This is a genomic window from Kitasatospora sp. NBC_01266, from assembly GCF_036242395.1.
Taxonomy (GTDB): Bacteria; Actinomycetota; Actinomycetes; order Streptomycetales; family Streptomycetaceae; genus Kitasatospora.
In genome coordinates this window covers 7,114,038-7,127,691 of the sequence record NZ_CP108458.1, presented here as the reverse complement: position 1 = coordinate 7,127,691, position 13,654 = coordinate 7,114,038, and the positions used below count along the sequence as shown (strand labels likewise).

The following is a 13,654-nucleotide window of genomic DNA, read 5'->3' as shown; positions in this document are numbered from 1 at the left end:
CCGGCCCGCTCCTTGGACGCGCGAGCACGGCCGGGCCGAACCGTCAGGCCAGCAGCAGGGCACGGTCCCAACCCGTGGCCGGGGCAACGCCGGTGGCGACGGTGTGCAGCGCCAGCGCCGCGCCCACCCCACCGGTCAGGAAGCCCGCCGGATCGTCCGTCCGCGCACCGCACCGGGCCGCCGGAATGAAGCCGAACGGCTCTTCGGGGTCGTGCAGTTCGAGCAGCCGCTCGGCCAATCTCGGGACCTGGTCGGCCAACTCGGGGCTGCCGCTCTCCTGGGCCATCCGCCAGGTGGTCTGCAGCAGCCCGGCCCAGCCGTGGCAGAGCCCGGCGTCGGTGAGCCGGCCCCGCGGCCCGGGCCGGGTCAGCGCGGCGCGCAGCGCGCTGATCGCCGTGGTCCGCCAGCGCGCGCAGCCCAGCGCCAGGCCGGCCAGGTGCAGCGCGCGGGCGATCCCGGGGGTGCCGTGGCACCAGGCGGGGCGGGGCGCGTGGACCGCCAACGGGCCGTCCAGTTCGACGTACTCCGGCCACCAGGGACCGGCCGCGTCCTCCCAGCGCCGGACCAGCAGCCAGTCCGCCAGTCGGGCGATGGCATCGCCCTGCCCCGGCACCTGGACACCCGCGCGCCAGGCCAGCGCGAGCAGGGCGAGCGGTCCCGGCGCCCCGTGCGCCAGACCGAGGCTGGCGTGTCCGGCCCGGGGCGCGGTGGGCACGTAGCCGCGCACGTCCTGGGCGACCCACCAGCCGGGCAGGCCGTGCCGGGTCAGCGGCCGGGTCAGCGCGACCAGCGCGGTCAGCACCGGCTCCAACGGGACGCTCTCCCCCGCCTCGTGCCGGTCCAGCAGGTGGGCGCCGAGCCCGGCCAGGCCGGAGAACAGGTCGTAGGCCTCCAGGTCGGCGCACTCCTCGCCGAGTTCGGCCCGGCCCAGCTCGGCCGCCGCCAACCGCTCGGCGAGCAGGCCGAGCTGACCGCCCAACCGGTCCCGGGCCACCCGGTGGTCGTCCGTGCCCAGCGCCACCCGGTGCATCGCGAAGGAGAGCGCGGGCGCGCCCTGGTAGAGGCCTGGCCGCGCCGTGCGATCGGCCTTCGCGTGGGCCGCCGCCTCGGTCAACCAGGCGTGCGCGGCCTGGCGGTGGAGCGGCTCGGTGTGGGCCAGCTCGGCGAAGAGCAGCGCGGTACCGGCCGCACCCGAGCCGAGCGCGGCGGCCCCGGCGGCCGGCCGCACGGTGGGCCGCGTCGGGTCGGCGAGCAGCTCGGCGGTACGGGCCACCGCCGCCGCGGCCCGCTCGCGCAACGGGTCGAGCCCGGGCGTCGACGGCAGTTCAGCAGTTGTCCTCATCCGAGGGCCCTTCGGCGATCGTGGTGGGTGCGGACGGCCTTGCGGGCGAGTGCCAGGCAACGGCCCTCCCTGGCGGCATCGTTGCCCAGCAGGCGGTTGTGATGGGTGTGCAGCAGGGCGCCGAGCGCCGCGTCGGGAGTGCTCCACGCCGGGTCGAGCTGGGCCCGGTAGTGGCTGACGGCAGCCGCTCGGCGGGCCCAGCTCTCGACCAGCTCGGGACCGCCCGGCAGCGCGCGGAGCCGCCGCGGGCGGTCCGCCGGATCGAGCAGCGGCTTCGCCCGCGCCCACAGCTCGGCGGGCGGCTCGGCCGGCCCGATCGCCGCGCCGGGGCGCAGGAAGAACCGCGGGTCGCCGAACCGGTCGGCCAGGTCGAGGTAGTTGGCCGCCGCCAGCACGGTCGCGTCCAGCCGCAGCCGACCGTCCCGCAGCAGCGCCAGCTGCGCCAGGCAGGCCTGGCTGTCGGCCTCGAAGGCCCGCTCGGCGGCAGCCAGCGCGTTCGGTCCGCCGTAGCGCTCCAGCTCCGGCTGGTAGCCGTCCAGGACCAGCCGCCCGGCCAGTCCGGTGGCCAGCAGCCCGCTGGCCCAGCTGCTCAGCGCGGGCAGCAGACGGGAGTTGAGCACCGCGGCGTCGCCGTGGAAGCGCAGCCGCAGGTGCGGTTCGGGGTCCGACTGGCGACTGAAGAACCAACGGTCCACCACGGCCGGCAGTCTGGCCAGCAGGGCTGGTAACTGATCGGTGAGCAGCTTGTTCTGACGGTCCGTCGGGCAGAACAGCTCGGCGTCCAGCCACGGCGATCCCGGCAGGTGGGCGGGCCGGGGGCGGGCCGGCGAGAGGTCGGGGGCGGCGCACCGGCCCGGGGTGCTGCGGACCATCGGAAAGGCGATCTCGTTGGCGCGCCCGGCGGCCGCCAGCCAGCCGGTGCCGCCGGCCGGCAGCTCGACCAGCACGGCGTCGGGCCGCTTTCCCCACTCGTCGCGCAGCAGCTCCTGGTGGTGCGGGTGGTCCAGGTCCAGGGTGATCCGGTGGTCGCCGCTGACCGACTGGGCCAGCCGCGGCACCCGCCAGCGCCGGCGCCAGCGCGCGAAGCGGGTCTGCCACTGAGCCGCGCCCGTCTCGGCCTGGCACAGCGCCGGGTCGTCCGGCCGCCAGCGGGCCGGGGCGAGCACGGTCCGGCCGCGGCGCACCCGGGGCAGGTAGGGCAGCTCCTCGGCCGGGCCCCAGTGCCAGCGCGGCCACGGCGACTCACCGCTGCGGGCGAGTTCGGCCAGCAGCCGGGCGGCGTCCGGCGCCTGTGCCTCGGTGGCCGGCGGGTTGAGGACGGTCGGCACCACCTCGCGGCCGAGCCGCCGCGAGACGAGCGCCAGCCGGTCGGGGCCCGCGACCACGGCGAGGTCGGCCAGGCCGAGCGCGCCCGGCTCGCCCCGGTCGGCGAACTCGGCCACCGTGATGGTGTGCTCCAGCCTGCGCGGCACCCGGAGCAGGTTCGCGGTCCCGGCCCGGGCCGGCGCGAAGACCAGCTGGGCCCGGACGGCCTGCGGGTTGTCAGTGGGCAACTGCCGCAGCAGGTCGGCGAAGCCCGCACCGGCCGGGCCGAGCAACTCGCCGAACCGCCCGGCACTGCCCCCCGCGGTGGGCCCGGTGCCCACCACCACCAGCTCGAACCGGCCCTCCTGGAGCTCGGTCGCGCCGTCGGCGCGCAGCTGGGCCAGCAGCTCGAAGGAGGCCGGCGGGCTGCCGGCGCCGGAGAGCCGGGCGAGCAGTTCGTCGTCGAGCAGCAGCTCCGGCTCACCGCTCATGGCGGCCTGCTGGGCCAGCGCGAGCAGCAATTGGTCGCGCTCGTCGGGGAGTTCGGCGGCACCGGTCGGCCGCCGCGCGCCACCGGGCAGCCGGTAGCCGGCCGGGGCGCCCAGGCCGGTCTCGGGATCGAGCAGCTCCAGCAGCGGCACGGCGCGCACCGTGCCGTAGCGGGCCAGGAAGTCACGGTGGTACTCGCGCAGGTGCGCCGGGCCCGGCCGCCCGGCGCTGACCGCCCACAGCGCGTGCGCCGCCTGCTCCGCCTCGGCCCGCACCTGGGGCGGCAGTCGCACCTCGGCGTCGAGTGCCAGGTCGACCTGGATCAGCTGGTCGGTCGGGTGCAGCCGGCGCATCCGGGCGGTGGCGGTCTGCCAGGCCAGCCGCCCGGCGCCCAGCGGGGCGTCCGCGTAGCCGGCCAGCGCCTGCCGGACGGCGGCCAGCTCACGGGCGGTCGCGGAGTCGGGCAGCCGGTCGAGCAGGTGCCCCAGCGGGTCGGCGGCGTCCAGCGGTGGCCGCAGGTCGGTCAGCAGCAGCCGGGCCCGGACGAGTTCGCCGAGCAGCCGGTCGACCGCCGCCGGCGCCGCGCCCGGACGGCCGGCGAGCAGCGCCTCGCGCAGCTCCGGGTAGCCGATCGGCCGCTCGGCCAGCTCGAAGACCCGGGCGATCAGCTCGGTCCGGCGCACCGAGGCCTCGGGACCGGCGGCGCCGCCCGCCGCACCGCCCGCCGCACCGCCCGCCGAACTGCCCGCCGCCGCGTCAGCCACGCCGTCAGCCACGCCGTCCGCGACGCCGTCCGCGACGCCGTCCGCCGCACCGGACATCGGACGGTAGTTCAGGACCAGCCGGTCCCCGCGCTGCCGGCACAACTCGTTGGTGGTGAGCCGGAGCCCGGCGAGCACCTCGGGTTCCGGCTCCAGGCGGTCCAGCAGCGCGGTGAGCCACTCCAGGTCCGGGCGCACCGACTTGACGTGCTGGTAGCCCCACCGCACCTCGGGCGTCGCACCGAAGCCGACCGCGGCGACCCCGGCCATCAGCCCGCTCGGGGTCGCCCGGCCGGTCATCCGCAGCTGGTAGCGGGTCACCGCGCGGGCGGCCCGGCGCTGCTGCTCGGCGGCGACCGGCTCATCGGCCGCGATCCGGTCCAGGGTGCGGCTCAGCGAGGGGCTGGCCACCGCGATCGCCTCGCGCAGCAGCGGGTCGTGGTCGGCGGCGCGCAGCAGCTCCAGGTCGCTCTGCCCGGCCTGCGGCGGTCCCTGGGGCGGGCGGACGGCCGCGCGCAGCAGCGCCACCCGCGCGCAGGCGAAGATCCCCGTGGCGGGGGGCAGCGCGCGGGCGGCGGGCTGGGCGGGTGCGAGGTGCGGCATGGGGCTCCGTCCCGATTGCGGCGCGGCGAGGGCTCTGCGGCGCCAAAGGTGGCCGGCCCCGCCTCCGACGCCATCGACCCTAGGCAACGCCGGTCAACAGCGAATCAACCCGCGCGGGCGGTACGGTGACCAGGCCTTCTACGCGCGTTGAACAAGATCGTCGGAGCTGGCCCGCGACATGCCGGTACGTGACCGGAACATACGTGCGCGACGCATAGGATGGCGGTCCGGCGGCGGCTACCCTGTGCCTGTCAATCGAGCCGAGGGAGATTGCGTGCCGCCTGGAGGGCAGCCATGGAGGAGCTGAATTTCTCGGTCCTCGGCCCGCTGCGGGGCAGCCGCGGCTCGGCGAGCCTGCGGCTGGGCAGCCCCCAGCAGCAGGCGATGCTGGCGGTCCTGCTGCTGCGCCCGGGCGGCGCGGCCGGCGCGGCCGAGCTGATCGACGCGCTCTGGGGTGAGGACCCGCCGTCGGCGGCGACCACCACGGTCCGGACCTACGCCTGGCGGTGCCGCAAGGTGCTGGAGACGAACCGGGCGAACCCCGAGGTGCTGGTCTCGCTGGGCGACGGCTACCAACTGCTGCTGAAGCCGGGGGCGGTGGACGCGCACCAGGCCGAGCAGCTGGCCGCGCAGGCCGAGCTCGCCGCCGCCGAACGCCCCGAGGAGGCCCGCGAGCTGCTGGCCCGGGCACTGCGGCTGTGGCAGGGCGAGCCGCTGGCGGGCATCCCCGGGCCGTTCGCGGAGCACCAGCGGGCCCGGCTCGGCGAGCTGCGCCTGCGGCTGCTGGCCGAGCGGATCGAGCTGGACCTGCGGCTGGGTCACGGGGCGCGCTGCGTCCCCGAGCTGAGCATGCTGACCACCGACTACCCGTTCCAGGAGCGTCCCTACGCGCTGCTGATGCGCGCGCTCTGCCAGGCCGGACGGCAGGCCGACGCGCTCGCCGTGTTCCGCCGGGCCCGGGAACTGCTGATCGACCAGCTGGCGGTCGAGCCGGGCCCCGAGCTCTCCGGCCTGCACCGGCGCATCCTGGACGGTGACCTGGAGCTGGTCGGTGCTCCGGCCGAACCGCAGGCCCCGGGCGTCCCGGCCGACCGGGCCGCCGCGCCCACGGGCTCCGCCCCGGCCCGGCCCGCGCTCCCCCGCCCGGCCCAGCTCCCCTCGGACGTCTCCGACTTCACGGGGCGCGCGGCGCAGGTCGAGCGGGTCCGCGAAGCGCTCACCCGCACCGGCGGATGCGCCCCCGCCGTCGTCGCGGTGGCCGGCATGGGCGGGGTGGGCAAGACCGTGCTGGCGCTGCACGCCGCCCACCGGGCCAGGCCCGCCTTCCCCGACGGCCAGCTCTACGCCGACCTGCGCGGCAGCGGCCCCGACCCGCTGGCGCCCGAGCTGCTGCTGGCGACCTTCCTGGCCGCGCTCGGTGCCCCGCCGGAGAGCATCCCCGACGGCGTCGAGGCCAGATCGGCGCTGTTCCGCTCGATGGCCGACGGGCGCAGGCTGCTGATCGTGCTGGACAACGCCCGGGACAGCGCCCAGTTGCGGCCGCTGCTGCCGGGCACCGCCGGCTGTGCGGTGCTGGTCACCAGCCGGACCAGGCTGGTCGGGCTGCCCTCGGTGCTCCAGCTGGACCTGGAGGTGTTCACTCCGGCGGAGGCGACCGACCTGCTGGCCGCGGTGATCGGCGCCGACCGGCTCGCCGCCGACCGGGCCCAGACCCTGGAGCTGGTCGGGGCCTGCGGCTTCCTGCCGCTGGCGGTGCGGATCGTGGCGGCCCGGCTGGCGGCCCGCCCGGCCTGGACGGTGCGCGGCCTGGCCGAGCGGCTGACCGACCAGCGCCGCCGGATCGACGAGCTGCGGATCGGCGATCTGGCGGTGGAGGCGGCCTTCGAGCTCGGCTATCGGCAGCTGACCACCGCTCAGGCGGACGCGTTCCGGGTGATCTCCTGGGTCGACGGGCCCGATGTCGGGCTCGCGGTGGCGGCGGCGGTGCTGGCGCTGGACGAGCGCGCGACCGAGGACCTGCTGGAGTCCCTGGTCGACGTCGCGATGCTGGAGTCACCGGCGCCGGGCCGCTACCGCTACCACGACCTGCTGCGGGCCTTCGCCCGGCGCCGCTCCGAGGCCGAGGCGGTGGACGAGGCCGCCCGGACCACCGAGCGGCTGCTCGACGTGCTGCTGGCCGGCGCGTGCGCGGCGCTCCAGCAGGCGGTGCCGGGCGATCCCACCGCGGGCGCGCTCGGGCGGGCCACCCGGCCGAGCGGCCGGGCGTTCGCGAACCTGCCGCAGGCCCGCGCCTGGGTGGCCGCCGAGTCCGAAGGGGCGATCGAGCTGGCGGCCCGGCTGGCCGGGGAGGCCCTCGGTGCCACCAGCGCCAGCACCAGCACCACCGCCGCCGACGCCGCCGGCAGCGCGCGGCTGGCGACCGCGGTCGACCTGCTGATCGCCCTCAGCGCTTTCAGCCAGGACGCCCACTACGGGCAGCTGTCGCTGGCCGCGCGGGCGCTGGCCGACGCCGCGGCGCTGACCGGGAACCAGGGTGCGCGGGGCCGGGCCGCCTTCCTCTGCGGCACCGTCGCGCTGGGTGCCACCCGGCTCGGCGAGGCACGCACCGAGACGCGGCGGGCGGTGGCGGCCTGCCGGGCGGCGGGCGACACGGTGATCCTGCGTCAGGCGCTCAACGACCTGGGGCTGATCGAGCACTCCCAGCGCCACTACCAGGAGGCGATCGCCTGCTACGACGAGGCGATCGCGCTGGCCCGCGAACTGGGCGACCGCTCGGGCGAGCTGATGACCCGGGTGAACGCGGCCATGTCCCGGCTGCGCAGCGGGCGCGCGCAGGAGGCGGCCGACGCCTGCGAGGCGGCGCTGCCCGAGCTGCGGGAGCTGCGGGACAGCCCCGGCACGGCGTACGGGCTGTACGTCCTGGGCCTCGCGCTGTACGACCTGGGGCGGTACGAGGAGGCCGCGCTGCGGTACACCGAGTGCCTGACCATCGCCACCGACACCGGCATCCGGGCCCGGGAGGCGCACGCCCGCTACCGCCTGGCCGACACCCTGCGGGCGATGGGCCGGCCACGGCAGGCGCTGCGCGAGGCGCGCACGGCGCTGGAGATCTGCCAGGAGCTCGGTGCGGAGCGGGACCAGGGGCTGGCCCTGGTGGTGATCGGGCGGGCGCTCGCGCAGCTGGGGGACCTGGCCGCCGCGCGCGAACGGCTGACCCGGGCCCGCGAGTTGTTCGAACGGCTGGCGCTGCCCAATGCCGAGGACGTCACGGTGCTGCTGGCCGAGCTGGACGAGGCCTGACCCGACCGAGCCGGGCCGGGCTGGGCCGGGCTGGGCCGGGCTGGGCCGGGCTGGGCCGGGCCGGGCCGGGCTGGGCCGGGCCGACGGCTGCCGCTCGACCGGAGGTGTCCGATCGAGCGGAGCTCGGTCGTGGGCCGGGGCGATCAGTTCCGGACGACGCAGGAGATGCACTGGTCGGACGTGCTGCTGTTCCAGTCGTCCTTCTTCGGGGCGTGGGCCATCCGCACCGAAGCGGCCGTGGCGGCGCTCGCGGGGACGGCCAGCGCGCCGGTGACGCCGACGGCCAGGGCGGCGGTCAGGCCCAGGGCGGCCACGGTGCCACGCAGACGGGCGGGGAGGGACCAGGTCCGGTGCGTCATCAAAGGTGCCCCTTCATCAGCAGTGCGGCCGGGCCTCGCGCGCTCGGCCGGCTGTTCTGCGCCGAGCCTCGCAGCAGCCGATCAACGCCCGATCAACGCCCCCGCCGAGCACACCCGGGACCGTCGGCCAGGCGGTCCGGGCGGGTGATCCCGGCGGTCGGCCCTCAGACCGCCATCGCGAGCATCAGCGGCGCCGCCCGCTCGGCCAGCAACTCGGCGGCCGCACGCAGCCGATGGGCGTTGTCGAGCGGGAGCGACATCGCCAGGCAGCCGACCGTGCTGCCGGCGATGACCGGGACGGCGGCGCAGACCGTGCCCAGCGCGTACTCCTGCAGGTCGAGCATCGGCAGGGTGGCGGGCTGCCGCTCCAGGCGGTGCATCAGCTGGTCGGTGTCGGTGATGGTGCGCGAGGTGAGCCGGGCGATCGGGTGCCGGGCCAGGTGGTCGAGGCGGCCGTCGTGGTCGAGCTGGCTGAGCAGGCACTTGCCGATCGCGCTGGCGTGGGCGGTGGCCTTGAAGTCGACCCACTCGTGGACGGCGGGTGCGTGCGCGGCCTCGGCCACCGCCTCCACCCGCAGCTCGCCGTCGTGGTAGCGGCTGAAGTAGACCGCGGCACCCAACTCGTCGCGCAGCTCGGTGAGCTTGTGCTGCAGCCGGATCCGGATCAGCTGCTCGCGGTTGTACTGGCCGAGCATCGCGAAGGTGCCGCCCAGCACCCAACCGCCGTCGCTCGGCTGCAGGTAGCCCTCGGCGCAGAGCAGGGCGGCCAGCTCGCGCACCACCGGCTCGGGCAGCGCGGTCTCCCGGACCAGGTCGGACAGCCCCGCCCCGTAGGGGTGGCGGTCAGCGGCCTCCAGCAGCCGCAACGCCCGCCGCAGCGAGGTGTGCGGGCCGGACTCGCCCTGGTCCAGCGTGATTTGATGACCCTGTCCATGTGCCGGCATGGCCTCCCCTTCCGCCGTCCCGGATATTCTCCCCAGCCTATCCACCGAGCGGTGTTCGTACCCAGTGGTCCGGCGAGAATCCCGCAGGTGACGGGTATTGGCCGAATGGCATATGCCAGGCGGTCGGTCCGGGCGGGAAACGTCGGGGCGGGAAACGGACGACGGGCCCCTCCTCCACTGCCCGGGAGGAGCGGCCCGTCCGAGGGTGCGTCAGTCAGCCCTGGTGGTCCCGCCGGTGTCGGGCCCGGTTCAGCCCTCGTCGCCGGCCCGGAGCTTGGCGACGGCAGCCGCCAGGCGCGAGCCGTACTCCTGGTCGGCGGCGTGGAAGTGCGCCAGGTTCCGCTCGATGACGTCCTCGCGGCCGACCTGGGCCAGGAACCCGGCCAGGTTGTCGATCAGCCGGCTCCGCTCGCCCTCGGACATCAGGCGGTAGAGCTCACCGGCCTGGAAGAAGTCGTCGTCCTTGGTGTGCGCCGGGGTGGGATAGCCGCCGGTGTAGCCGTTCAGCGCCACCGGGGCGGCCAGTGCCCGGTCGGTCTGCGCCGGGCCCTCGTACGAGTTGGGCTCGTAGTTCTTGCCGCGCCCGGCCTTGTTGACGGCCGAGAGCCCGTCGCGGCCGTAGTTGTTCGCCTCGGTCGCCTTGGGGGCGTTGACGGCGAGCAGGGTGTGGTTGACGCCGAGGCGGTAGCGCTGGGCGTCGGCGTAGGCGAACAGGCGGCCCTGCAGCATCTTGTCCGGGGAGGGACCGATGCCGGGCACGAAGTTGTTCGGCGAGAAGGCGGCCTGCTCGACCTCGGCGAAGACGTTCTCCGGGTTCCTGTTCAGGACCAGGCGGCCGACCTTGACCAGCGGGTAGTCGGCGTGCGGCCAGACCTTGGTGAGATCGAAGGGGTTGAAGCGGTACTCGGCCGCCTCGGCCACCGGCATCAGCTGGACGTACAGGGTCCAGGACGGGAAGACCCCGCGCTCGATCGCCTGGTGCAGGTCGCGCTGGTGGCTGTCGGCGTCGCCGCCCACCACCTCGGCGGCCTGGGCACCGTCCAGCGAGCGCACCCCCTGGTTGGTCTTGAAGTGGTACTTCACCCAGAACGCCTCGCCCGACTCGTTGACCCACTGGTAGGTGTGCGAGCCGTAGCCGTTCATGTGGCGGTACGAGGCCGGGATGCCGCGGTCGCCGAAGAGCCAGGTGATCTGGTGGGTGGCCTCGGGGGCGTGCGCCCAGAAGTCCCAGACGTTGTCGGCCTCGGTGATGCCGGTGAACGGGTCGCGCTTCTGCGAGTGGATGAAGTCGGGGAACTTCAGCGGGTCCTTGATGAAGAAGACCGGGGTGTTGTTGCCGACCAGGTCGTAGTTGCCCTCGGCGGTGTAGAACTTCAGCGCGAAACCGCGCGGGTCGCGGACCGCGTCGTTGGCGCCCAGGTTGCCGGCCACGGTGGAGAAGCGCAGGAAGACCTCGGTGCGCTTGCCGATCTCGGAGAGGAAGTCGGCCCGGGTGTACTTCGCGACCTCGTCGGTCACCTCGAAGTAGCCGTAGGCGCCGGAGCCGCGGGCGTGCACCACCCGCTCCGGGATCCGCTCGCGGTTGAACCGGGCGAGCTTCTCCAGCAGTTGCTGGTCCTGGATGAGCAGCGGGCCGTACTCGCCGGCCGAGGCCGAGTTCTGGTTGTCGGCGATCGGGGCGCCGGACTCGGTGGTGAGGTTCTTGGGCATGGGGGTCCTTCAGGTACGGGCAGCTACGGGAGTTGCGGGTTCGCAGACGGTGCGGAGCCGTTGGGACCGGCCGGGCGAGCTCTGCGAAGGGCGGGAGGAAAGGTCAGACGCCGAGCAGGCGCCAGATCGCGGCGGCCCGCCGCGAGGTCTCGGTGCCGTCCGGCCCGTCGGCGGGCCGCAGCGCCGCCACGGCCCGGGTCACCTCGGCGGGCGCGCCCAGCGGACGGGCCTCGGCCAGGCTCCGCGCCTCGGCCTCGGTCAGCCCCGCCTCGGTCAGCGCCCGCGCGGCCTCGGCGCCCGGCAGCGCGTCGAACCAGCGCAGCGCGAGGGCGGCCCGGCCGGCCTCGGTGAGCCGGCCGGTCAGCCGCAGCCGGGCCACGCCGCCGTCCGGGTAGACGTTGATCCGCACATGGGTCACCGGCCGGCCGGTCGCGGCGGACGACCCGGGCAGCCGCAGCCGGTGCCGGGTGTCCGGCTGGATCCGGGTGCGCGGCAGCAGCTCGAACCAGCCGTCGGGGTCGGCGGCGGGATCCCCGCCGCCGGAGGCGTCGTAGCCCACCAGGTCGGCCCAGCCGGGAGCGTTGGCGATGAAGTGGGTGGTGTCCACCTCGACGGCCAGCACCTCGCCGCTCCCGGCCAGGGCGATCTGTACCCAGTCGTTGGCCTTGTCGCGCCGACGCCTGGTCTCCCAGCCCTCGCCCATGACGGTGGCGCGGCCGGGAGCGTTCAGGTTGTGCGGGGAGGCGAAGTAGCGGTCCGAGGCCGCCTCGGCCACCCCGCCGTACTCCTGGGCGGCCAGGTCGAAGGTGAGCCCGTCCAGGTCGCGCGGGTCCGGCAGCACCTCGCCGTACACCCGCAGCCGGGCCACCCCGCCGTCGGGCCAGATGTTCAGGCGCACATGGGTGTAGCGGGTCGGGTCCTGGACGGCGAACTCGTGCGCGGTGTCGCCGCGCAGCGCGGTGCGCGGCACCAGGTCGGTCCACTCGGCCCCGGCCAGCTCCTCGACCGAGGGGATGCCGGGTATCGAGGCGCCCTGCACCGAGCCGCTCTGCGGGTAGTTGCCGGTGAAGTGCGCGGTGTCCACGATCACCCCGTGGATCCGGCCGGCGACACCGAGCCGGACGATCGCCCAGTCGCTGTCCTCGTCGGTGGGGTGCGGCTGCTCGGCGCTGACGCCGCGTCGGCGCCTGCTCTCCCAGCCGTCCATGATCTGGCCCTTGTGGCCGAAGGTGTGCGGGCGGAACTCGGCGGGCTTGGCGACCAGCAGGTTCTCCGCGTCCGCGAAGGTGTCCTCGTTGGTCGCCACCACGCCGGCGCCCAGCAGCCGGGAGGCGAGGTCGACCAGCTCGGTGAAGGGAGCGGCCGGGGTCTGACTGTCACTCATATCGTCGTCGCTCCTCAGCGGTGATGAAGGGAAATGGGCGCGCGGCGTCAGCGGGTGCGACGGAGCTGCCGGCCGAAGGGCTCGGCACGCACGTCCACCACCCGCCCGCGCAGCCAGGTGGTGCGCACGGCACCGGTCAGCGTCTTCCCCGCGTACGGGGTGACCGGGTTGCGGTGGTGCAGCCCGGCCGGGTCGACCTGGAAGGCGGCGTCCGGGTCGAAGGCGACCAGGTCGGCGTCGCACCCGACGGCGATCGCGCCCTTGGTGCCGTCCAGGCCGACCAGTCGGGCCGGGCCGGCGGCCATCCAGCGGACCACGTCGCCCAGCGAGTGGCCGCGCCTGCGGGCCTCGGTCCAGATCGCCGCCAGGCCCAGTTGCAGCGAGGCGATGCCGCCCCAGGCCTTGGCGAAGTCGCCGCTGCCGCCGTACTCCTGAAGCTCCTTCAGGTCGGGCGTCGAGGGCGAGTGGTCGGAGACGATGCCGATGAACTCGCCGCGGGCCAGCGCCGCCCAGAGCTGGTCCCGGTTGGACTCGTCGCGGATCGGCGGGCAGCACTTGAAGGCGGTGTCGCCGTCCGGCACCTCCTCGGCGGCCAGCGTCAGGTAGTGCGGGCAGGTCTCCGCGGTGACCTGGACGCCCTCGGCGCGGGCCTGGGCCAGCAGCGGCAGCACGGCCGCGGAGGAGACGTGCAGGACGTGTACCCGGGCACCGGTGCGCCGCGCGGTGTCCAGCAGCCGGGCCACGGCCGCCGTCTCGGCGTCGGCCGGACGGGAGGCGAGGAAGTCGCGGTAGTGCGTGCCGGGCTCCTGCGGGGCGGCGTCCAGCACCGCCGGATCCTCGGCGTGGATGATCGCCAGCGCCCCGAGCCGGGCCTGCTCGGCGAGCGCGGCGCTCAGGTCGGCGGGTCCGACGTGCGGGAACTCGTCCACCCCGGACGGGGCGAGGAAGCTCTTGAAGCCGAACACACCGGCCTGGTGCAGCGGTTCCAGGTCAGCGGTGTTGCCGGGGATCGCCCCGCCCCAGAAGCCGAGGTCGACCCAGGCCTGCCCGTCGGCGATCTTCCGCTTGGCCGCCAGGCCGTGCGGCGTGGTGGTCGGCGGTATCGAGTTGAGCGGCATGTCGATGATGGTGGTGACCCCGCCGGCCGCGGCGGCCCGGGTGGCGGTGGCGAAGCCCTCCCACTCGGTCCGGCCCGGCTCGTTGACGTGCACGTGGGTGTCGACCAGGCCGGGCAGCAGGGCGACCTCGCCGAGGTCGGTGAGCTCGCCGGCCTGCGCGGGCAGCGAGCCGTGCTCGGCGATCCGCTCGATCCGGCCGTCCTGGACCAGCACGTCGGCCGGGCGTTCGCCGTCGGGCAGGACCACGCGACGGGAGCGGATCAGCACGGTCGACTGCTGCATCAGGACCTCCGGGCTCAACTGCTGCGGTGGGAGTGGCTCGGAGCCTAGGCCCGCCTT

Annotated in this window: 7 protein-coding genes and 1 pseudogene; 1 reads left to right on the top strand and 7 read right to left on the bottom strand. The window is 75.6% G+C overall.

The features are described 5' to 3' along the window. Positions 1–43: 43 nt before the first annotated feature. Both OG403_RS30690 and OG403_RS30685 read right to left on the bottom strand, forming a co-directional pair. Complete coding sequence (locus OG403_RS30690) at positions 44–1,342, bottom strand: lanthionine synthetase C family protein (protein WP_329570145.1); 1,299 nt, start codon at positions 1,340–1,342, stop codon at positions 44–46. Then, positions 1,339–4,500 carry a lantibiotic dehydratase gene (locus OG403_RS30685; RefSeq protein ID WP_329570143.1) on the bottom strand — a complete coding sequence of 1,054 codons (3,162 nt, stop codon included), beginning with the start codon at positions 4,498–4,500 and terminating at the stop codon, positions 1,339–1,341. The genes OG403_RS30690 and OG403_RS30685 overlap by 4 nt, the downstream gene beginning before the upstream one ends. 294 nt (positions 4,501–4,794) lie before the next feature. Here OG403_RS30685 and OG403_RS30680 point away from each other — a divergent pair, with 294 nt between their 5' ends. Next, complete coding sequence (locus tag OG403_RS30680; protein ID WP_329570141.1) at positions 4,795–7,800, top strand: AfsR/SARP family transcriptional regulator; 3,006 nt, start codon at positions 4,795–4,797, stop codon at positions 7,798–7,800. A 143-nt stretch (positions 7,801–7,943) separates the two neighbouring features. On the opposite strand, the gene OG403_RS30675 is transcribed toward OG403_RS30680, so the two are convergent. The 5 genes and pseudogenes from OG403_RS30675 to allB form a co-directional block, all read right to left on the bottom strand. Beyond that, complete coding sequence (locus tag OG403_RS30675) at positions 7,944–8,159, bottom strand: hypothetical protein (protein WP_329570139.1); 216 nt, start codon at positions 8,157–8,159, stop codon at positions 7,944–7,946. Positions 8,160–8,323: 164 nt separating this feature from the next. Continuing rightward, positions 8,324–9,103, bottom strand: coding sequence for an IclR family transcriptional regulator (locus OG403_RS30670; protein WP_329570137.1), 780 nt, complete (start codon positions 9,101–9,103; stop codon positions 8,324–8,326). Between the two features lie 249 nt (positions 9,104–9,352). Then, positions 9,353–10,813 (bottom strand): catalase, encoded by a 1,461-nt coding sequence (locus OG403_RS30665; RefSeq protein WP_329570136.1) that lies wholly within the window; start codon positions 10,811–10,813, stop codon positions 9,353–9,355. Between the two features lie 316 nt (positions 10,814–11,129). Further along, a pseudogene (gene alc, locus OG403_RS30660) lies at positions 11,130–12,197 on the bottom strand (allantoicase); the annotation flags it as partial. Positions 12,198–12,244: 47 nt separating this feature from the next. Continuing rightward, the gene (gene allB / locus OG403_RS30655) at positions 12,245–13,597 is read right to left on the bottom strand and encodes an allantoinase AllB (RefSeq protein WP_329570132.1); all 1,353 of its coding nucleotides are present in this window, start codon (positions 13,595–13,597) and stop codon (positions 12,245–12,247) included. Positions 13,598–13,654 lie beyond the last annotated feature (57 nt).